20 protein-coding genes and 1 other RNA gene are annotated in these 19,089 nt (G+C 59.7%); 16 read left to right on the top strand and 5 right to left on the bottom strand.

The window, feature by feature from the left end:
- Positions 1-67: 67 nt before the first annotated feature.
- Positions 68-1,108, bottom strand: coding sequence for an NADP(H)-dependent aldo-keto reductase (locus AB4N48_RS02615; RefSeq protein ID WP_460094744.1), 1,041 nt, complete (start codon positions 1,106-1,108; stop codon positions 68-70).
- Positions 1,109-1,352: 244 nt separating this feature from the next.
- On the opposite strand from AB4N48_RS02615, the gene rplM reads away from it, so the two are divergent.
- The 7 genes from rplM to AB4N48_RS02650 all read left to right on the top strand — a co-directional run bounded on the left by rplM (position 1,353) and on the right by AB4N48_RS02650 (position 6,242).
- Positions 1,353-1,781, top strand: coding sequence for a 50S ribosomal protein L13 (rplM, locus tag AB4N48_RS02620; protein ID WP_003228062.1), 429 nt, complete (start codon positions 1,353-1,355; stop codon positions 1,779-1,781).
- Between the two features lie 14 nt (positions 1,782-1,795).
- Complete coding sequence (gene rpsI / locus AB4N48_RS02625; RefSeq protein ID WP_003228056.1) at positions 1,796-2,188, top strand: 30S ribosomal protein S9; 393 nt, start codon at positions 1,796-1,798, stop codon at positions 2,186-2,188.
- Between the two features lie 273 nt (positions 2,189-2,461).
- A complete protein-coding gene (gene petA / locus AB4N48_RS02630; protein WP_007917031.1) occupies positions 2,462-3,055 on the top strand; it encodes a ubiquinol-cytochrome c reductase iron-sulfur subunit in 594 nt (197 codons plus the stop codon).
- Positions 3,055-4,266 carry a cytochrome b gene (locus AB4N48_RS02635; RefSeq protein WP_016773261.1) on the top strand — a complete coding sequence of 404 codons (1,212 nt, stop codon included), beginning with the start codon at positions 3,055-3,057 and terminating at the stop codon, positions 4,264-4,266. The genes petA and AB4N48_RS02635 overlap by 1 nt, the downstream gene beginning before the upstream one ends.
- The gene (locus AB4N48_RS02640) at positions 4,266-5,048 is read left to right on the top strand and encodes a cytochrome c1 (RefSeq protein WP_016773262.1); all 783 of its coding nucleotides are present in this window, start codon (positions 4,266-4,268) and stop codon (positions 5,046-5,048) included. The genes AB4N48_RS02635 and AB4N48_RS02640 overlap by 1 nt, the downstream gene beginning before the upstream one ends.
- Before the next feature lie 146 nt (positions 5,049-5,194).
- Positions 5,195-5,812: a glutathione S-transferase N-terminal domain-containing protein gene (locus tag AB4N48_RS02645; protein WP_007961620.1), complete on the top strand. Its 618-nt coding sequence runs from the start codon at positions 5,195-5,197 to the stop codon at positions 5,810-5,812.
- A gap of 16 nt (positions 5,813-5,828) precedes the next feature.
- Positions 5,829-6,242 (top strand): ClpXP protease specificity-enhancing factor, encoded by a 414-nt coding sequence (locus AB4N48_RS02650; protein WP_016773263.1) that lies wholly within the window; start codon positions 5,829-5,831, stop codon positions 6,240-6,242.
- A 153-nt stretch (positions 6,243-6,395) separates the two neighbouring features.
- On the opposite strand, the gene AB4N48_RS02655 is transcribed toward AB4N48_RS02650, so the two are convergent.
- The 4 genes from AB4N48_RS02655 to AB4N48_RS02670 all read right to left on the bottom strand — a co-directional run bounded on the left by AB4N48_RS02655 (position 6,396) and on the right by AB4N48_RS02670 (position 9,839).
- Positions 6,396-6,974 carry a BON domain-containing protein gene (locus AB4N48_RS02655; RefSeq protein WP_024014250.1) on the bottom strand — a complete coding sequence of 193 codons (579 nt, stop codon included), beginning with the start codon at positions 6,972-6,974 and terminating at the stop codon, positions 6,396-6,398.
- Entirely contained in the window at positions 6,971-7,564 is a 594-nt protein-coding gene (locus AB4N48_RS02660) for a phosphoheptose isomerase (RefSeq protein WP_008082788.1), read from the bottom strand. The genes AB4N48_RS02655 and AB4N48_RS02660 overlap by 4 nt, the downstream gene beginning before the upstream one ends.
- Before the next feature lie 101 nt (positions 7,565-7,665).
- Entirely contained in the window at positions 7,666-8,028 is a 363-nt protein-coding gene (locus AB4N48_RS02665) for a YraN family protein (protein WP_016773265.1), read from the bottom strand.
- Complete coding sequence (locus AB4N48_RS02670; RefSeq protein WP_073473468.1) at positions 8,028-9,839, bottom strand: penicillin-binding protein activator; 1,812 nt, start codon at positions 9,837-9,839, stop codon at positions 8,028-8,030. The genes AB4N48_RS02665 and AB4N48_RS02670 overlap by 1 nt, the downstream gene beginning before the upstream one ends.
- A 177-nt stretch (positions 9,840-10,016) precedes the next feature.
- Here AB4N48_RS02670 and rsmI point away from each other — a divergent pair, with 177 nt between their 5' ends.
- The 9 genes from rsmI to mraY all read left to right on the top strand — a co-directional run bounded on the left by rsmI (position 10,017) and on the right by mraY (position 19,084).
- Complete coding sequence (gene rsmI, locus AB4N48_RS02675; RefSeq protein ID WP_016773267.1) at positions 10,017-10,922, top strand: 16S rRNA (cytidine(1402)-2'-O)-methyltransferase; 906 nt, start codon at positions 10,017-10,019, stop codon at positions 10,920-10,922.
- A 73-nt stretch (positions 10,923-10,995) separates the two neighbouring features.
- An RNA gene (rnpB, locus tag AB4N48_RS02680) (RNase P RNA component class A) lies at positions 10,996-11,348 on the top strand.
- Positions 11,349-11,750: 402 nt separating this feature from the next.
- Complete coding sequence (mraZ, locus tag AB4N48_RS02685; protein ID WP_007917012.1) at positions 11,751-12,206, top strand: division/cell wall cluster transcriptional repressor MraZ; 456 nt, start codon at positions 11,751-11,753, stop codon at positions 12,204-12,206.
- Positions 12,203-13,150 (top strand): 16S rRNA (cytosine(1402)-N(4))-methyltransferase RsmH, encoded by a 948-nt coding sequence (rsmH, locus tag AB4N48_RS02690; protein WP_024014247.1) that lies wholly within the window; start codon positions 12,203-12,205, stop codon positions 13,148-13,150. The genes mraZ and rsmH overlap by 4 nt, the downstream gene beginning before the upstream one ends.
- Positions 13,147-13,440: a cell division protein FtsL gene (ftsL, locus tag AB4N48_RS02695; protein ID WP_016773269.1), complete on the top strand. Its 294-nt coding sequence runs from the start codon at positions 13,147-13,149 to the stop codon at positions 13,438-13,440. The genes rsmH and ftsL overlap by 4 nt, the downstream gene beginning before the upstream one ends.
- Positions 13,440-15,179 (top strand): peptidoglycan D,D-transpeptidase FtsI family protein, encoded by a 1,740-nt coding sequence (locus tag AB4N48_RS02700; protein ID WP_174823877.1) that lies wholly within the window; start codon positions 13,440-13,442, stop codon positions 15,177-15,179. The genes ftsL and AB4N48_RS02700 overlap by 1 nt, the downstream gene beginning before the upstream one ends.
- Positions 15,179-16,642, top strand: a complete 1,464-nt coding sequence (locus AB4N48_RS02705) for a UDP-N-acetylmuramoyl-L-alanyl-D-glutamate--2,6-diaminopimelate ligase (protein WP_460094746.1) — start codon at positions 15,179-15,181, stop codon at positions 16,640-16,642. The genes AB4N48_RS02700 and AB4N48_RS02705 overlap by 1 nt, the downstream gene beginning before the upstream one ends.
- A complete protein-coding gene (locus AB4N48_RS02710) occupies positions 16,635-18,002 on the top strand; it encodes a UDP-N-acetylmuramoyl-tripeptide--D-alanyl-D-alanine ligase (RefSeq protein ID WP_056790214.1) in 1,368 nt (455 codons plus the stop codon). The genes AB4N48_RS02705 and AB4N48_RS02710 overlap by 8 nt, the downstream gene beginning before the upstream one ends.
- Positions 18,002-19,084: a phospho-N-acetylmuramoyl-pentapeptide-transferase gene (mraY, locus tag AB4N48_RS02715; protein ID WP_016773275.1), complete on the top strand. Its 1,083-nt coding sequence runs from the start codon at positions 18,002-18,004 to the stop codon at positions 19,082-19,084. Before AB4N48_RS02710 ends, mraY begins: the two co-directional genes overlap by 1 nt.
- Positions 19,085-19,089: the final 5 nt, after the last annotated feature.

Here is a 19,089-nt window from a genome sequence, read left to right on the forward strand (position 1 = left end):
GCTCGCTCCCACAGGGGATCACGGTACCTGTGGGAGCGAGCCTGCTCGCGAAGCTTTTGGCGGTCAGTTACGGCGCGGGATTCGGATGATCCTTGTGAATCGCCTCGATCCCGGCCAGCACTTCATCGGACAGTTTCAGATCAAAACTGGCAATGTTGCTGTCCAGTTGCTCAAGCGTCGTCGCGCCAATGATGTTGCTGGTGACGAAGGGTTGCTGGGTCACGAAGGCCAGTGCCATTTGCGCCGGGTCCAGACCGTGTTCACGGGCCAATGCAACGTAACGGCTGCACGCCGCTTCGGATTGCGGGTTGAAATAGCGGCTGAAGCGGCTGTAGAGGCTCAGGCGTCCTTTCGCTGGACGGGCGCCACCCTCGTACTTGCCGGAGAGGAAACCGAACGCCAGCGGCGAATAGGCGAGCAGGCCGCACTGTTCGCGGATGGCGATCTCGGCCAAGCCGACTTCGAAGCTGCGGTTGAGCAGGTTGTACGGGTTCTGGATCGACACTGCACGCGGCCAGCCACGGGCTTCGGCCAGAGCCAGAAAGCGCATGGTGCCCCACGGCGTCTCGTTGGACAGACCGATGTGGCGAATCTTGCCGGCCTTCACCTGTTCGTCGAGGGCTTCGAGGGTGTCTTCCAGCGGCGTCAGGTTGGCTTCGATCTTGTGCTTGTAGCCCAGCTGTCCGAAAAAGTTGGTGCTGCGTTCCGGCCAGTGCAGTTGATACAGATCGATGTAATCGGTCTGCAGGCGCTTGAGACTGCCGTCCAGCGCCTCGGTGATGTGCTGGCGGTTGTGGCGCAGGTTCTTGTCGCGGATGTAATCGATGGTGTTGCCGGGGCCGGCGATCTTGCTGGCGAGGATCCAGTTGGCACGGTCACCGCGACTCTTGAAGTAATTGCCGATGTAGCGCTCGGTGGTGGCGTAGGTTTCGGCTTTGGGCGGCACCGGATACATTTCGGCAGTGTCGAGGAAATTGATCCCGGCTTCCTTGGCCCTTTCGATCTGGGCGAAGGCTTCAGCTTCAGTGTTTTGCTCGCCCCAGGTCATGGTGCCGAGGCAGATTGCACTCACGTTCAGGTCGGTACGGCCTAGCTGGCGATAGTCCATCGGGTGCTCCTTGGGCAAAACAATCATAAAAGCAGGTTGAAAAATTTTTCGCAATCTGCATAATTGCCGACCTCTTTCTGCAGTGGAAGTGATGCGCCGCCGCCGAAGAATCTTGCCGTTGAACGGACGCGCCGACCCGAGCCCCCGAAAGCGTCTGTATCCGGCTGCCTTTGACTTGTCAAAGTACGCACTATTCAGTAAGATCCGCCGTCTTATTTACAGGCGGCCCCTGAGGCTATAAAGAATGAAAACTTTTACTGCTAAACCGGAAACAGTAAAGCGCGACTGGTTTGTCGTCGACGCTGCTGGTCAGACCCTGGGTCGTCTGGCCACCGAAATCGCGAGCCGTCTGCGTGGCAAGCACAAGCCTGAGTACACTCCTCACGTTGACACCGGCGACTACATCGTCGTCATCAACGCCGAGCAGATCCGTGTTACCGGCGCTAAAACCACTGACAAAATGTACTACTCCCACTCCGGTTTTCCGGGCGGCATCAAGTCGATCAACTTTGAAAAGCTGATCGCCAAAGCCCCTGAGCGCGTGATCGAGACCGCGGTTAAAGGCATGCTGCCTAAAAACCCACTGGGTCGCGACATGTACCGTAAGCTGAAAGTCTATGCGGGCGCTGCACACCCTCATACTGCTCAGCAGCCCCAAGAACTGAAGATTTAACGGAATAGTTCATTATGTCGGCGACTCAAAATTACGGCACTGGCCGTCGCAAGACCGCAACCGCACGCGTTTTCCTGCGTCCGGGTACTGGTAACATCTCCATCAACAACCGTTCGCTGGATAACTTCTTCGGCCGCGAAACTGCCCGCATGGTAGTTCGTCAGCCGCTGGAGCTGACCGAGACTGTCGAGAAGTTCGACATCTACGTCACCGTGATCGGCGGTGGTGTAAGTGGTCAGGCTGGCGCAATCCGCCACGGCATCACCCGCGCTCTGATGGACTACGACGAAACCCTGCGTAGCGCTCTGCGCAAAGCTGGCTTCGTTACCCGCGACGCCCGTGAAGTTGAACGTAAGAAAGTTGGTCTGCGTAAAGCGCGTAAGCGTCCGCAGTACTCGAAGCGTTAATTCCGCTTCCACGTTCAAAAAAGAACGCCCGCCTCCTCACGGAAGCGGGCGTTTTTTTATGCGTGCGATTTATCAAAGAATTGCGTTGTGACAACTTGCCACAGCCGTAGACCCCCTATACTCCAAGGCTTGAGGGGTTGATCCCCGGGGAATTAACCTTGTCAGAATTGGGGGTTTTCATTACCATTCGGGCAAAATTTTTATAAGTAACATTTGATTTATTTAGTAGACGCCTGATTTAACAGGCCAAAAAAGCTGATGGGAGAGGACTGAATGAGCAATGACGGCGTGAATGCAGGCCGGCGTCGCTTCCTGGTGGCAGCCACATCCGTGGTGGGTGCTGCAGGAGCGGTGGGGGCTGCGGTCCCGTTCGTGGGGTCATGGTTTCCCAGTGCCAAGGCGAAAGCTGCCGGTGCACCGGTGAAAGTGAATGTCAGCAAAATCGAGCCAGGCCAGCAGATGATTGCTGAATGGCGCGGCCAGCCGGTGTTCATTGTCCGCCGTACCGAGGAAATCCTGGGGAATCTCAAGAAGATCGAGGGTCAGCTCTCCGATCCGACCTCCAAAAACTCCACGCAACCCACTTATGTCGACCCGGAAGTACGTTCGATCAAGCCGGAAATTCTCCTGCTGATCGGGATCTGTACGCACCTGGGTTGCTCACCGACCTTCCGTCCCGAAGTGGCACCTGCGGATCTGGGCAAGGACTGGGTAGGCGGCTATTTCTGCCCGTGCCACGGTTCCCACTACGATCTGGCTGGCCGCGTCTACAAGTCGCAACCTGCGCCTTTGAACCTGCCAGTTCCCCCGCATTCCTATGAGACCGATGACCTGATTGTCATTGGCGTCGATACGGAGAAAGCGTGATGAGCAAGTTCATGGATTGGGTTGATGCGCGCTTTCCCGCGACCAAAATGTGGGAAGACCATCTCAGCAAATATTACGCACCAAAAAACTTCAACTTCTTCTATTTCTTCGGCTCGCTGGCGCTGCTGGTGCTGGTCAACCAGATCGTTACCGGCGTCTGGCTGACGATGAGCTATACGCCGTCGGCAGAAGAGGCATTTGCTTCCGTCGAATACATCATGCGCGACGTCGAGTACGGTTCGATCCTGCGTCTGCTGCACTCGACCGGCGCTTCGGCGTTTTTCATCGTCGTCTATCTGCACATGTTCCGCGGCCTGCTCTACGGTTCGTACCAGAAACCGCGCGAGCTGGTCTGGGTGTTCGGCATGCTGATCTACCTGGCGCTGATGGCCGAAGCGTTCATGGGTTACCTGCTGCCGTGGGGCCAGATGTCGTACTGGGGCGCCCAGGTGATCATCTCGCTGTTCGGCGCGATTCCGCTGATCGGCGATGACCTGACCCAGTGGATTCGTGGTGACTACCTGATCTCCGGAATCACCCTGAACCGCTTCTTCGCCTTGCACGTTGTCGCGCTGCCGATCGTGATCCTCGGTCTGGTGGTGTTGCACATCCTGGCGCTGCACGAAGTGGGCTCGAACAACCCTGACGGCGTCGATATCAAGAAGCACAAAGACGAAAACGGTATCCCGCTGGACGGCATCGCCTTCCACCCGTACTACACGGTGAAGGACATTGTCGGTGTCGTGGTGTTCCTGTTCATCTTCTGCTTCATTGTGTTCTTCTTCCCGGAAATGGGCGGCTACTTCCTCGAAAAACCAAACTTCGAGCCGGCTAACCCGTTCAAGACGCCTGAGCATATTGCCCCGGTCTGGTACTTCACTCCGTTTTACGCAATCCTGCGTGCGGTGCCGGACAAGCTCATGGGCGTTATCGCCATGGGCGCGGCGATTGCGGTGCTGTTCGTGCTGCCATGGCTGGATCGCAGTCCGGTGAGATCGATGCGCTACAAGGGCTGGATGAGCAAAATCTGGCTGGTGGTGTTCTGCATTTCTTTCGTGATTCTCGGCATCCTCGGCGTTCTTGCGCCGACGCCGGGGCGCACGTTGCTGTCGCAGGTCTGCACCTTCCTGTATTTCGCCTACTTCATTCTGATGCCGTTCTACACCCGGCTCGAGAAGACCAAACCGGTTCCGGAAAGGGTGACTGGCTGATGAAAAAGTTATTTCTTGCTCTGATTTTTACTGCGCTGCCTTCCCTGGCTTTTGCTGCCGGGGGCCATGGTCCGGAACTGGAAAGTGTCGATATCGACGTCTCCGACAAAGCCGCCCTGCAGGATGGTGCACGGACCTTTGCCAACTATTGCATGGGGTGCCACAGCGCCAAGTTCCAGCGTTACGAGCGCGTTGCCGATGACCTCGGCATTCCGCACGAGTTGATGCTGGAGAAGCTGGTATTCACCGGTGCCAAGATTGGCGACCACATGAACATCGGCATGCAGCCGGCCGACGCCAAGACCTGGTTCGGCGCAGCGCCGCCGGACCTGACTCTGGTAGCGCGGGTACGCGGCACCGACTGGCTCTACGGTTACTTGAAGTCGTTCTACGAAGACCCGGCGCGTCCATGGGGCGTGAACAACAAGGTCTTCCCGAACGTCGGCATGCCTAACGTGCTGGTCGGCCTGCAAGGTCGGCAGGTCGTCGGCTGCAAGCAGGTGCAGATCGTCGAGGACGGCAAGAAGCAATACGATCCGCTGACCGGCACGCCGCTGACTCATGAAGCGTGTGATCAGTTGACCATCGTGCCGAAGTCCGGTGCTCTGAACGAAGAGCAGTTCGATGAGAAGGTCAAGAATCTGGTAACCTTCCTGGCTTACTCGGCTAACCCGGTTAAGCTGCAACATCAGCGCATCGGTACTTATGTCTTGCTGTACCTGGCGTTCTTCTTTGTGTTCGCCTACCTGCTCAAGCGTGAATACTGGAAAGACGTGCACTGATACGCTTCAAGCATTGCTGTTAATCGCGCGCGCCCAAGGGCGCCTCCGCTAAAGCAGGGTCTGCTCAGTCAGACCCTGCGGGAGGTGCTCTCTGGGCGCGCGCGTTTTTCCGGTTCCGACAAATTCAACAAGCGAGGAGGATCGCCATGGGCGTGACCAATCGGTTGGCCTGTTACTCCGACCCCGCCGACCACTATTCCCACCGAGTGCGCATCGTGCTTGCAGAGAAGGGTGTCAGCGCCGAAATCATTTACGTGGAAGCGGGTCGCCAGCCGCCTAAACTGATTGAGGTGAACCCTTACGGCAGTCTGCCGACGCTGGTCGATCGTGACCTGGCGTTGTGGGAGTCGACCGTGGTGATGGAGTATCTGGATGAGCGTTACCCGCACCCGCCGCTGATGCCGGTTTATCCGGTAGCGCGGGCCAACAGTCGTCTGCTGATCCACAGGATTCAGCGTGACTGGTGCGGGCTGGTGGATCTGATTCTGGATCCCAAGAGCAAAGAGGCTGCACGGGTCGTGGCGCGCAAGGAATTGCGCGAAAGCCTGACCGGCGTTTCGCCGCTGTTTGCCGACAAACCGTTCTTCCTCAGTGAGGAACAAAGTCTGGTGGATTGCTGCCTATTACCCATACTCTGGCGTTTGCCGATTCTGGGTATTGAACTGCCGCGGCCGGCCAAGCCGCTGCTTGATTATATGGAGCGTCAGTTTGCGCGTGAGGCTTTCCAGGCGAGTCTGTCTGGTGTCGAACGCGATATGCGCTAAGGCTTAAGGAGCCGCTATGAACTCCAGTCGACCTTATCTGGTCCGCGCGCTCTACGAGTGGATTGTGGATAACGATTGCACCCCGCACATGCTGGTCAACTCCGAGTACCCGGCGGTGCAGGTGCCACAGGGTTTTGCCAGTGACGGCCAGATCGTCCTGAACATCTCGCCCAGTGCCGTGCGTCATCTGCACATGGACAACGACGTGGTGACGTTCGAAGGCCGCTTCGGCGGTGTTCCGCACAGTCTCTACGTGCCGATCAGCGCGATCCTGGGCATCTACGCCCGGGAGAACGGCCAGGGCATGGTGTTTGACCTCGAGTTGCCGATGGACGACGAGGAAGACATCGATCCGGATGACGACTCGCCGCCACCGGGCAGCGAGCCGCCACGCCCGAGTGGCCGGCCAAGCTTGAAGGTTGTGAAATAAAAAAAGGCGATCCGGATGGATCGCCTTTTTTGTGCCTGCATTGGTCGTGTAGGAGCTGCCGGAGGCTGCGATCTTTTGATTTTTAAAAGCAAGATCAAAAGATCGCAGCCTCGTTGCACTCGTCAGCCCCTACACAACTCCTGCGTAATCAGGTCAGTCGATGTATTCGAACAGCTTCACGATCTTCTGCACACCGGACACACCCTGAACCAGATTGGTTGCCTGAGTGGCTTCCTGTTTGGTCAGCAGGCCCAGCAGATAGACGATGCCGTTCTCGGTCACGACTTTGATGCGCGAGCCAGGAATGCTGGCGTCGGTGAGCATCTGGGTCTTGATCTTGGTGGTCAGCCACGCGTCGTTCTGGCGCGCGAGCAGGGAGGACGGTTGCAGCACTTGCAGCTCGTTGTGCACCTTCTTCACGCGCTGGACGTTGGCGGCGGCCTGTTCGGCTTTGGCCTTGAGGTCTTCGCGTGGCGTCTGGCCGGCGAGCAATACCACGCCGTTGAAGCTGGTAATGACGATGTGCGAGTCGTTGTCCAGTGCCGGATCGGCCTTGGCGATGTTCACGCCTGCTTTGGTTTCGATCAGCGAGTCGTCGATCTTGCTGCCGAAGGTGCGCGTGCCACGGTCGTCTTCGATCGGCGCTTCACGGCTGGCATTTACCACCGAGGTGCAGCCGCTGATGCCGAGGCACAGGGTCAAGGCCAGAAGGCCAAGGCGATTAGGGGTCATTCTTCACTCCCGAACAGTTGGCTGTCGATCAGATCGCAAAGGCAATGGATCGCCAGCAAGTGGACTTCCTGAATACGTGCAGTGACGTTGGCCGGTACGCGAATCTCGACGTCCTCGGGCAACAGCAGCGACGCCATGCCGCCGCCATCGCGTCCGGTCAAAGCTACGACAATCATTTCGCGATCATGTGCGGCCTGGATTGCTTGAATAATGTTCGCCGAGTTGCCGCTGGTCGAAATCGCCAGCAATACATCGCCCGGCTGGCCGAGCGCGCGGATCTGCTTGGAGAACACTTCGTTGTAGCTGTAATCGTTGGCGATCGAGGTGATCGTCGAAGTGTCGGTGGTCAGCGCAATCGCCGGCAGGCTCGGACGCTCGCGCTCGAAGCGGTTGAGCAGCTCCGAAGAAAAATGCTGGGCATCGCCGGCCGAACCACCGTTGCCGCACGAGAGCATTTTGCCTTCGTTGAGCAGGGCGTTGACCATGATCTGGCTGGCTTGCTCGATGTGCGGTGCAAGTACGTCCATCGCCTGTTGCTTGGTGTCGATACTGGCCTGAAATAGCTGGCGAATTCGGGATTGCATGTCCATCTGTGTGACCTTAAGTGGCGCGGCTGTTCGGCACGTGAATGTGCAGCCGGCAAAGCAAAGAGCAAAATGTGTCGGACGAAAACGGGGCAGGATGCAGGCGATCAACTGTCGAAAGCATTCTGCAACCAGTTCAGCTGATTCGGGTGGCTGTCGATTGCCACCACATCGAAGCGGCAGGGGGAATTGGCCCAACGCGACTCGCGCTGAAGAAAATACTGTGCTGCAAAGATCAGTTTCTGCTGCTTGCGCTCGTCGATACTGGCGAGCGCGCCACCCCATTGAGTGTTTTTTCTGTAGCGAACTTCAACGAATACTACTGTATCGCCATCAAGCATGACCAGATCAAGCTCGCCGCGTTTGCATAACCAGTTCTGCGCCAGCAGGCGCAGCCCTTGTTGTTGCAGATGTTCGAGCGCCTGGCGCTCGGCATCCTTGCCGCTTTGCGAGCGTGACCTGTCGGGCATCAGCGCGGGGTGTCCGGCAGGCGCTGCACCTGACCGCTGACGAACTGTGCCCACGGCAACTGGCGCACAACGCGCTGGGTCTGGGTCATGCCGAGGCTGCCCGACTGACCTTCGATGCGGCTGTCCGGCAGGGCCTTGAGTTGACCCAGGCGCGGTGCCAGGCGATAGGCATCGGCGCCCATGGCGTACAGGCGACCGAGGCTGCCATTGGCTTGCGGCCATTGCGCAGCTACTTGCTGGCGCAGCGGATCGCTGGTTTCCAGCAGCCATGGGGTTTCGCAGAAGCGAATGCCGTTCATGTCGTTGTACTGATTGACGTCGCCGCTGGCGCTGTAGACGTGGGAGGTCGCGTAGACCGGGACGTCACCGGCGTACTGGAAATTCAGGGTCGGCTTGATCTGCTGGGCCTGTTGCGGCGTGGCGGCCAAGAAGATGAATTCAATGTCCTGACGACGCGAAGGCTGCGCGGCGACATTGGTGCCGGCAACATTCTGCAGGCTCTTGGCGCGGGCTTCGCTCTGGCGCAGCTGGAACATGTCGGCAATCTGCTGGGCCAGTTGCACCGGCTGATCGACACGCTCGGTGGCAACGATGCTGCCGCCATTGGCTTGCCAGTCCTGGCTGAAGGCACGCAGGACGCGATCGCCCCATTCGCCCTTCGGTACCATGATAGCGGCGCGATGCAGGCCGTCGGCACGAGCGCGACGGGAAACTTCGCGAGCTTCGTCTTCAGCCGCCAGGCCGAACTGGAACAACTGCGCCGGGCCTTGCTCGCCTTCGCTGTAGTTCAGCGCCAGGGTGGTGATTGGCAGTTGCGGGCGAGTGCTCAGTTGCTTGACCAGTGGTTTTTCCAGCGGGCCGACTACCAGTTGCACGCCGTCAGCCTGAGCCTTGCGATAGAACTCGTCCATCGAAGTCAGCTTCGAGCTGTCGTAGAACTCGATGGCAGGTGGGTTCTGGCCGGCCTGTTGCGCCTGATAATGCGCGGCCATGAAGCCTTCACGCAGCGCTTTGCCGACCGACGCCAACTGGCCGTCCTGTGGCAGCAGCAGGGCGATTTTGCTCAGTGGCTGGCTGGCCAGTTCCTTGAGCTTGGTCAGCGGCAGCGGCAGGTTGATCGCCGCCGGGTGCTTTGGATTCTGCGCGCGCCAGTTGTCGATCGCGGCTTGTTGCTGTTCCAGCGTGCCTGCGGTTTTCACCGCTTGCGCCAGTGCCATCCAGCCGCCGAGATCGTCGGTGTTGTTCGGTTGCAATTGATCGGTTGGCAGCGAAGCGATCAGGGTCCAGATCGCTTCGTGGTTCTTGCTCGCCGCTTCGCCTTCCAGCATCGGTGCAATGAACACACGCTCACGGGCAGCGGCCAGCGTCTGGCCATCGGCTTCAAGGGCGCGGGCGTGAACAGTGCCAGTGCGCACTTGCTGCTCTTCCGGCATTTCCCCGAGCTTCTGGAAGCTCGGATGGCTCAGGGCGGTCAGCGCAGCTTTCGGCTGATTGCGCGTCATGGCCAGTTCGGCGGACAGCGTATTGGCGAAAATCTGCTGGCCTGGCTTGAGTTGCTCCACCGGCACTTGTTGCAGGATTTGCGCGGACTGGCCGGCATTGCCTTGGCGGTAGGCCTGGTCCGCCGCGCTCAGGCGCAGCAGGGCGGCTTGTTCCGGGGTTTTAGCCTGCGCAGCCTGTTCGAGCAGTTGCTCGATGCTGGCGTCCGGAGTCCGTGGAAGTTCGCCAAGGCTGGAGGAAGGGGAGCTGGCACACGCGGCCAACAAGGCAGCGAGGCAGAGGGCAGTGAACAGCCGCAGGCAAGCGATCATGTAAGTGTTCCTGATACTCGATCAAATTAGCGTGGAATTGTACCCAAGCACTGGCCGGGGCGCGATGTTACTGGCGTGAATCGGTCAATTTAGCTGGAGTAAATGTTGCGGCAGCGCACAACCGGGCGAAAAACCACACTCGGCCGGAGCGCATCGCAAGCCTCATGACGCGCTACAATGGCCGCTTTTACCGATCACGAGGTGTGCGCTTTGACTGCTCCAGGTCCTTTGAATTCCGCTGCTGGCTCGCTTTATGTGGTGGCGACGCCCATCGGCAACCTGGACGACATCAGCGCCCGGGCCTTGAAAATCCTCCGTGAAGTGGCCCTGATTGCAGCGGAAGATACCCGGCATTCGGCGCGCCTGATGCAGCACTTCGGCATAGGCACGCCCTTGGCCGCATGTCACGAACACAACGAACGGGATGAGGGTAGCCGCTTTATTACCCGGTTGTTGGCGGGCGACAACGTCGCGCTGATCTCCGATGCCGGTACGCCGCTGATTTCCGATCCGGGTTATCACCTGGTGCGTCAGGCCCGTGCGGCCGGGATCAACGTGGTGCCGGTGCCGGGTGCCTGTGCGTTGATCGCAGCGCTGTCGGCGGCGGGCTTGCCGTCCGACCGTTTTATCTTCGAAGGATTTCTGCCGGCCAAGTCGGTCGGACGCAAGGCGCGTCTGGAAGCGGTTAAAGAAGAGCCGCGCACATTGATTTTCTATGAAGCGCCGCATCGCATTCTCGAATGCCTGCAGGATATGGAAGCAGTGTTTGGCGGCGAGCGTCAGGCTCTGCTGGCGCGGGAAATCACCAAAACCTTCGAAACCCTTAAAGGCCTGCCGCTCAGCGAGCTGCGTGCGTTCGTCGAGTCCGACAGCAATCAGCAGCGCGGTGAGTGCGTAGTGCTGGTGGCCGGCTGGACCGCGCCGGAGTCGGAGGACGCGGTCAGCAGCGAAGCCATGCGCATCCTCGATCTGCTTCTGGAGGAAATGCCACTCAAGCGCGCCGCCGCACTGGCAGCGCAAATCACTGGCGAGCGCAAAAACGTGTTGTATCAGGTGGCGCTGGATAAACAGAAAGGCGTGTAAGCCGTCGCCCATGGCGGTATGGAGGGTTTTAGCGCTTGTTCTTCCGGCGCTCTGCCGTTAACCTTCGCGGCGGAGAGTCGATCGGACAGTCGCTGCCCTCTATGAGAATTAGGGGGGGAGGAAAGTCCGGGCTCCATAGGGCGAAGTGCCAGGTAATGCCTGGGAGGCGTGAGCCTACGGAAAGTGCCACAGAAAATAACCGCCTAAGCGCGCAAGCGCCGGTAAGGGTGAAAAGGTGCGGTAAGAGCGCACCGCACGTCTGGCAACAGTTCGTGGCTAGGTAAACCCCACTTGGAGCAAGACCAAATAGGGTCCCAAGGCGTGGCCCGCGCTGGGACCGGGTAGGTTGCTAAAGATGTCCAGTGATGGCCATCGTAGACGAATGACTGTTCAAGACAGAACCCGGCTTACAGATCGACTCTCCACCTTTTTCTTTCCCTGCTTGAAACAAAGAAGACGCGGCTGTGTAATATCAGCCGGCCTGGTCTGAAATTCCGGCAGCGGCAAACGCGGTAATAGCCTTTTCCCACCCTGCTTCAATCAACAGCCGAAGCGCCTTTGTAATACCGAAAAAATCTTACTCTTAACAAACTACTTTAACTTTCGAGCGCAGCTTTCAGTGCTGCATCAAGTTATTGACCAAAACTTCACGTCAGATTCTCGTTGAGCCTCCTTTTACGTCGCTAAATCTCCGTTCTGTAAGGCTTTTCCTTTAATCCGCGCCTTGACGGTGTGGTGGGCGCATTCCTATAGTGTGCGCAAGTGGCGGAAAGTGGCATGAAGTGGGTTTTTTGAGCTCAAAACGATAAAAATTGGAGAAACGCTGACGTGTTTCGCGGAGCTAACGCTATCAGTCTCGATGCAAAGGGCCGTCTCGCCATGCCGAGCCGGTACCGTGACGAGCTCGATTCGCGCAGTTCCGGCCAATTGATCGTGACCATTGATGCCGTTGATCCGTGCCTGTGTGTCTATCCGCTCGATGAGTGGGAAATTATTGAAACCAAGTTGCGCGCACTCCCTTCGCTTCGCGAAGAGAACCGTCGCCTGCAACGTTTATTGATTGGTAATGCCGTCGACCTCGAACTCGATGGCAGTGGTCGTTTCCTGGTTCCGCCGCGTTTGCGCGAATACGCCAAGCTCGATAAGCGCGCGATGCTGGTCGGCCAACTGAACAAGTTCCAATTGTGGGACGAGGATGCATGGAATGCGGTATCTGCCGCTGACCTTGCTGCTATTCAACAACCGGGCGCGATGCCTGATGAACTGCGTGATTTGATCCTGTGACTATTGATAGCGGCTTTAACCACATCACCGTACTGCTTGACGAAGCCGTCGAGGCTCTCGCCGTACGTCCTGATGGCTGCTATCTGGACGGCACGTTCGGGCGCGGCGGGCACAGTCGGCTGATCCTCAGCCAGCTCGGGCCGGACGGTCGACTCATCGGATTCGACAAGGATCCTCAAGCGATTGCCACCGGGCAAACGCTAGCGGCCGAAGACGGCCGCTTTGTCGTTGTGCAGCGCAGCTTTGCCGAGCTCGGTTCGGTGGTTGCCGAGCAAGGCCTGACCGGCAAGGTCAGCGGCATTCTGCTCGACCTCGGCGTGTCGTCGCCGCAGCTCGATGATGCCGAGCGCGGCTTCAGTTTCCTCAATGACGGTCCACTTGACATGCGCATGGACCCGTCCCGTGGCATCAGCGCTGCCGAATTCGTCAACACCGCGCCGGTGGAAGAAATCGCCCGGGTGTTCAAGGAATACGGCGAAGAACGTTTCTCCGGGCGTATGGCCCGTGCCGTCGCCGAGCGCCGTGACATCAAGCCGTTCGAGCGCACCGCCGATCTGGCCGAAGTGCTGAAAGTCGCCAACCCGGCGTGGGAAAAGGGCAAGAACCCAGCTACCCGCGCGTTCCAGGGTTTGCGCATTCACGTCAATAACGAACTCGGCGATCTGGAAGCCGGCCTCGACGCCGCGCTGGAAGCGCTGGAAGTTGGCGGCCGTCTGGTGGTCATCAGCTTCCACTCGCTGGAAGACCGCATCGTCAAACTGTTCATGCGCAAGCTGGTGAAAGGCGAGGCCGACAACCTGCCGCGCAACCTGCCGGTTCGCCACGTCGCCTTCGAACCGAAAATCAAAATCCACGGCAAAGCGCAGACGGCCTCCGACGCCGAACTCAAAGCCAACCCACGTTCCCGTAGCGCCGTCATGCGTGTCGCGGAGAAGTTGCGGTGAGCAAGCTTTTCGCCAAACCACTGCCCGGCGGCAGCTTTCTGATGCTGCTGCTGTTTATCGGCGTGCTGTTTTCGGCCATTGCCGTGTCGTACAGCGCGCACTGGAACCGGCAGTTGCTCAACACCCTTTATAACGAACTGAGCGTGCGCGACAAGGCGCAGGCCGAGTGGGGCCGCTTGATTCTCGAGCAGAGCACCTGGACTGCGCACAGCCGCATCGAAGTGCTGGCCACCGAACAACTGAAGATGCACATACCTGGCGCGGCTGACGTGAAGATGGTGGCGCCATGATGAAACTCGAAGGCGCGCTGTTCCCATGGCGCTTCCGCCTGATGGTGGCGCTGCTCGGTCTGATGGTCGCGGCGATCTGCTGGCGCATCATCGACCTGCAAGTGGTCGACCGTGACTTCCTCAAAGGGCAGGGCGATGCGCGCAGCCTGCGGCATATTCCGATTCCGGCGCACCGTGGCCTGATCACCGACCGTAACGGCGAGCCTCTGGCTGTCAGTACCCCAGTGACCACGCTGTGGGCCAACGCCAAGGAAATGCAGTCGGCCAAAGAGAAGTGGCCGGCACTCGCCGCCGCGCTGGGCCAGAACCCGAAAGCCCTGAGCGAACGCCTCGAAGCCCAGGCCAACAAAGAATTCATTTATCTGGTGCGCGGGCTGACCCCCGAGCAGGGTCAGGCTGTGCTCGATCTGAAAGTGCCGGGCGTCTACGGCATCGAAGAATTCCGCCGCTTCTACCCGGCCGGTGAAGTCACCGCGCACATGGTCGGCTTTACCGACATCGACGATCACGGTCGCGAAGGCGTCGAGCTGGCCTATGACGAATGGCTGGCCGGGGTGCCGGGCAAACGACAAGTCATCAAGGATCGCCGTGGCCGGTTGATCAAGGATGTTCAAGTCACCAAGAACGCCAAGGCCGGCAAGCCCTTGGCGTTGTCGATTGACCTGCGTCTGCAATACCTGGCCAACCGCGAGCTGCGCAACGCGATCATCGAAAACGGCGCCAAGGCCGGCAGTCTGGTGATCATGGACGTGAAGACCGGCGAGATCCTGGCCATGGTCAACCAGCCGACCTACAACCCGAACAACCGTCGCAACCTGCAACCGGCGATGATGCGCAACCGCGCCATGATCGACGTGTTCGAGCCGGGTTCGACCATGAAAGCCATTTCCATGAGCGCGGCAATCGAAACCGGCCGCTGGAAACCGAGCGACACCGTCGAGGTGTATCCGGGCTCGTTGCAGATCGGCAAATACACCATCAAAGACGTGTCGAAGACCGAAGGGCCAGTGCTCGATCTGACCGGCATCCTGATCAATTCCAGTAACGTCGGCATGAGTAAGGTCGCCTTCGATATCGGCGGCGAAACCATTTTCCGTCTCGCGCAGAAAGTCGGCCTCGGTCAGGACACCGGCCTGGGCTTCCCCGGCGAACGTGTCGGCAATCTGCCGAACTACCGCGAATGGCGCAAGGCTGAAACTGCAACCTTGTCTTACGGCTACGGTATTTCCGTGACCGCGATCCAGTTGGTGCACGCGTTCTCGGCGCTGGCCAACAATGGTCGCCTCGCGCCACTGACCCTGATCAAAACCGACAAGATGCCGCAGACCACCCAAGTGCTGCCGGAAGCCGTGGCGAAAACCATGCAGGGCATGTTGCAGCAGGTAATCGAAGCGCCGCGCGGCGTGTTCCGTGCGCAGGTGCCGGCTTATCACGTCGGCGGCAAGTCGGGTACCGCGCGCAAGACTTCGGTCGGCACCAAGGGCTACGCGGAAAACTCCTACCGCTCACTGTTCGCCGGCTTCGGCCCGATGAGCGATCCGCGTTACGCCATTGTTGTGGTGATTGATGAGCCAACCAAGGCCGGTTACTTCGGTGGTCTGGTGTCCGCGCCGGTATTCAGCCGTGTGATGTCCGGCACCCTGCGCCTGATGAACGTGACCCCGGACAACTTGCCGACCACGCAACAGGCCAACGCCACCCCGGTCGTTCCGCTGAAAGCCAATGGAGGGCGCGGCTGATGTCATTAAGTCTGAACAAGATATTCCCCCACGCCGGCCACGATCTGTTGATCCGTGAACTGGCGCTGGACAGCCGCAACGTGCGCGCCGGCGACTTGTTTCTTGCCGTGCCCGGCGGCCGTTTCGATGGCCGTGCGCATATCGCCGATGCCTTGCAACGCGGCGCAGCTGCCGTGGCGTATGAGGTCGAAGGCGCCACCTTATTGCCGATCACTGACGTGCCGCTGATCCCGGTCAAGGGTCTGGCGGCGCAACTTTCGGACATTGCCGGGCGTTTTTACGGTGAGCCGAGTCATCACCTGAACCTGATCGGCGTCACTGGCACCAACGGCAAGACCAGCGTGACCCAACTGGTCGCGCAGGCGCTGGATCTGCTCGGCCAGCATTGCGGCATCGTCGGTACGCTGGGTTCCGGTTTCTACGGCGCGCTGGAAAGCGGCCTGCACACCACGCCGAACCCGATTGCCGTGCAAGCGACCCTGGGTGACCTGAAAAAGGCCGGTGCCAAAGCCGTGGCCATGGAAGTCTCGTCCCACGGTCTGGATCAGGGCCGGGTCACCGCGCTGGCGTTCGACGTGGCGGTGATGACCAACCTGTCCCGCGATCACCTGGATTATCACGGCACCATGCAGGCGTACGCCGAGGCCAAGGCCCGGCTGTTCGCCTGGAATGACCTGAAGTGCCGCGTGGTCAACCTCGACGACGATTTCGGCCGGCAACTGGCGGCGGAAAAACGCGAGTCGCGTTTGATCACCTACAGCCTGCTCGACAGCAGTGCCTACCTGTTCTGCCGCGAAGCGCAGTTCGACGACCATGGTGTACGCGCCACGCTGGTCACGCCGCAGGGCGAGCATCACCTGCGCAGTACGCTGCTTGGTCGTTTCAACCTGAGTAACGTGCTGGCCGCAGTCGGCGCCTTGCTCGGTCTGGATTACGCCCTCGACGAAATTCTCAAAGTGCTGCCGAAGCTCGAAGGCCCGGCCGGTCGCATGCAGCGTCTGGGTGGTGGCACGCAGCCGTTGGTGGTGGTCGATTACGCCCACACCCCGGATGCACTGGAAAAAGTTCTCACAGCACTGCGCCCGCACGTAAAAGGCCAATTGCTGTGCCTGTTCGGCTGCGGCGGTGATCGCGATCGCGGCAAACGTCCGTTGATGGCCGAAGTGGTCGAGCGTCTGGCTGACCAGGTGTTGGTCACCGACGACAACCCGCGCACCGAAGATCCTGCGGTGATTTTCGACGACATCCGTGCCGGTTTCACCGCTGTGGATAAAGTCACTTTCGTCGCCGGTCGCGGCCAGGCCATTGCGCAACTTATCGCCGGCGCGACCGCTGATGACGTCATTGTGCTGGCCGGCAAAGGTCACGAGGACTATCAGGAAATCAACGGCGTGCGCCATGCCTTTTCCGATCTGGTCGAGGCTGATCATGCCCTGACCGCGTGGGAGGTGGCCCATGCTTAAGGCCCTGACACTCAGTGAACTGACCAACGTCCTCGAAGCCCGTTTGATCGGCGCTGATGCGAGTTTCGACGGCGTCAGCATCGACAGCCGCGCGATCCAGCCCGGCCAGTTGTTCATCGCCCTGACCGGCCCGCGTTTCGACGGTCATGACTATCTGAACGACGTCGCCGGCAAAGGCGCGGTCGCGGCACTGGTCGAGCGTGAGGTCGCCGACAGCGCGTTGCCGCAATTGCTGGTCAAGGACACCCGTCAGGCCCTCGGCCAACTCGGCGCGTTGAACCGTGCTGCGTTCACCCAGCCAGTGGCGGCGGTGACCGGTTCCAGTGGCAAGACCACGGTCAAGGAAATGCTCGCGAGCATCCTGCGCACGCGCGGTCCGGTACTGGCGACCCGTGGCAACCTGAACAACGACCTCGGCGTCCCGCTGACCCTGATCGAACTGGCGCCGGAACACACCTCCGCCGTGATCGAACTGGGCGCTTCGCGTCTCGGTGAAATCGCCTACACCGTCGGCCTGACCAAGCCGCACGTAGCGATTCTGAACAACGCCGGCACCGCTCACGTCGGTGAGTTCGGCGGTCCGGAAAAAATCGTCGAAGCCAAAGGCGAAATCATCGAGGGTCTGGCCGCCGATGGCATCGCCGTGCTCAACCTCGATGACAAGGCTTTTGGTATCTGGAAGACCCGCGCGGCCGGCCGTCAGGTGCTGACCTTCGCCCTGAGCAACAGCGAGGCGAATTTCCACGCCAGCGATCTGGCCACCGATGCCCGTGGTTGCCCGGCGTTCAATCTGCACACGCCTGAAGGTAGCGAGCGCGTGCAACTGAACCTGCTCGGTACTCATAACGTCGCCAATGCCCTGGCTGCCGCCGCTGCTGCTCACGCCTTGGGCGTGTCGCTGTTCGGCATCGCCACCGGCCTCGGTGCGGTGCAACCGGTCAAGGGGCGCACCGTCGCGCAACTGGCAAAAAACGGCATGCGCGTGATCGATGACACCTACAACGCAAACCCCACCTCGATGTGCGCGGCCGTTGATATACTCGCCGGCTTTTCCGGCCGCACCGTCCTGGTGCTCGGCGATATCGGCGAGTTGGGCGACTGGGCGGAGCAGGGGCACCGCGACGTGGGCGAGTACGCCCGAGGCAAGGTTTCTGCGCTTTACGCGGTCGGGCCGAACATGGTCCACGCGGTAAACGCTTTCGGTGAGCAGGCGCAGCACTTCGGCACCCAGGCCGAGCTGATCCAGGCCCTCGCCGCCGAGCAGGACACAAACACCACCATTTTGATCAAGGGTTCGCGCAGCGCAGCGATGGAAAACATCGTTGCGGCTCTGTGCGGGTCCAGTCTGGAGAAACATTAATGCTGCTGCTGCTAGCGGAGTATCTGCAACAGTTCTACAAAGGCTTCGCGGTCTTCCAGTACCTGACCCTGCGCGGGATTCTCGGTGTGCTGACCGCGCTGGTCTTGTCGCTGTGCTATGGCCCGTGGATGATCCGTACTCTGCAGAACCGTCAGATCGGCCAATCGGTACGTAACGACGGCCCGCAATCGCACCTGTCCAAATCCGGTACGCCGACCATGGGTGGCGCGCTGATTCTGTCTTCGATCGGCGTCAGCACCTTGCTCTGGGCTGACCTGAGCAACCGCTACGTCTGGGTGGTGCTGCTGGTGACCCTGCTGTTCGGCGCCATCGGCTGGGTCGACGATTACCGCAAAGTCATCGAGAAGAACTCCCGTGGCCTGCCGAGCCGCTGGAAGTATTTCTGGCAGTCGGTGTTCGGTCTCGGCGCTGCGATCTTCCTTTATATGACTGCCGCGACGCCGGTGGAAACCACGCTGATTCTGCCGATGCTCAAGGACTACAGCATTCCGCTGGGCGCCGGTTTCATCGTGCTGACCTACTTCGTGATTGTCGGCTCGAGCAACGCGGTCAACCTGACTGACGGCCTCGACGGCCTGGCGATCATGCCAACCGTAATGGTCGGCGGTGGCCTGGGGATTTTCTGCTACCTGTCGGGTAACGTGAAATTCGCCGAATACCTGCTGATTCCTTACGTGCCGGGCGCAGGCGAATTGATCGTGTTCTGCGGTGCGCTGATCGGTGCCGGTCTCGGTTTTCTCTGGTTCAACACCTATCCGGCGCAAGTGTTCATGGGCGACGTCGGTGCCCTGGCACTCGGCGCGGCACTGGGCACCATCGCGGTGATCGTTCGTCAGGAAATCGTCCTGTTCATCATGGGCGGCGTGTTCGTGATGGAAACCCTGTCAGTGGTCATTCAGGTTGCCTCCTTTAAGCTGACCGGTCGCCGCGTGTTCCGCATGGCGCCGATTCACCACCACTTTGAACTCAAGGGCTGGCCCGAGCCGCGCGTGATCGTCCGTTTCTGGATCATCACCGTGATTCTTGTCCTGGTCGGCCTTGCCACCCTGAAGCTGAGGTAGAACGA

The organism is Pseudomonas sp. S2_C11, from assembly GCF_054668395.1.

Bases quoted from the DNA above. Each gene is read 5' to 3' on its own strand.
- AB4N48_RS02660 (WP_008082788.1), bottom strand. From the start codon at position 7,564: ATGGACATGCAATCCCGAATTCGCCAGCTATTTCAGGCCAGTATCGAC.
- mraY (WP_016773275.1), top strand. From the start codon at position 18,002: ATGCTGCTGCTGCTAGCGGAGTATCTGCAACAGTTCTACAAAGGCTTC.
- rplM (WP_003228062.1), top strand. From the start codon at position 1,353: ATGAAAACTTTTACTGCTAAACCGGAAACAGTAAAGCGCGACTGGTTT.
- AB4N48_RS02655 (WP_024014250.1), bottom strand. From the start codon at position 6,974: ATGACCCCTAATCGCCTTGGCCTTCTGGCCTTGACCCTGTGCCTCGGC.
- AB4N48_RS02645 (WP_007961620.1), top strand. From the start codon at position 5,195: ATGGGCGTGACCAATCGGTTGGCCTGTTACTCCGACCCCGCCGACCAC.
- AB4N48_RS02615 (WP_460094744.1), bottom strand. From the start codon at position 1,108: ATGGACTATCGCCAGCTAGGCCGTACCGACCTGAACGTGAGTGCAATC.
- AB4N48_RS02710 (WP_056790214.1), top strand. From the start codon at position 16,635: ATGCTTAAGGCCCTGACACTCAGTGAACTGACCAACGTCCTCGAAGCC.
- rpsI (WP_003228056.1), top strand. From the start codon at position 1,796: ATGTCGGCGACTCAAAATTACGGCACTGGCCGTCGCAAGACCGCAACC.
- AB4N48_RS02650 (WP_016773263.1), top strand. From the start codon at position 5,829: ATGAACTCCAGTCGACCTTATCTGGTCCGCGCGCTCTACGAGTGGATT.
- petA (WP_007917031.1), top strand. From the start codon at position 2,462: ATGAGCAATGACGGCGTGAATGCAGGCCGGCGTCGCTTCCTGGTGGCA.
- AB4N48_RS02640 (WP_016773262.1), top strand. From the start codon at position 4,266: ATGAAAAAGTTATTTCTTGCTCTGATTTTTACTGCGCTGCCTTCCCTG.
- AB4N48_RS02705 (WP_460094746.1), top strand. From the start codon at position 15,179: ATGTCATTAAGTCTGAACAAGATATTCCCCCACGCCGGCCACGATCTG.
- rsmI (WP_016773267.1), top strand. From the start codon at position 10,017: ATGGCCGCTTTTACCGATCACGAGGTGTGCGCTTTGACTGCTCCAGGT.
- AB4N48_RS02635 (WP_016773261.1), top strand. From the start codon at position 3,055: ATGAGCAAGTTCATGGATTGGGTTGATGCGCGCTTTCCCGCGACCAAA.
- AB4N48_RS02665 (WP_016773265.1), bottom strand. From the start codon at position 8,028: ATGCCCGACAGGTCACGCTCGCAAAGCGGCAAGGATGCCGAGCGCCAG.
- AB4N48_RS02700 (WP_174823877.1), top strand. From the start codon at position 13,440: ATGAAACTCGAAGGCGCGCTGTTCCCATGGCGCTTCCGCCTGATGGTG.
- AB4N48_RS02670 (WP_073473468.1), bottom strand. From the start codon at position 9,839: ATGATCGCTTGCCTGCGGCTGTTCACTGCCCTCTGCCTCGCTGCCTTG.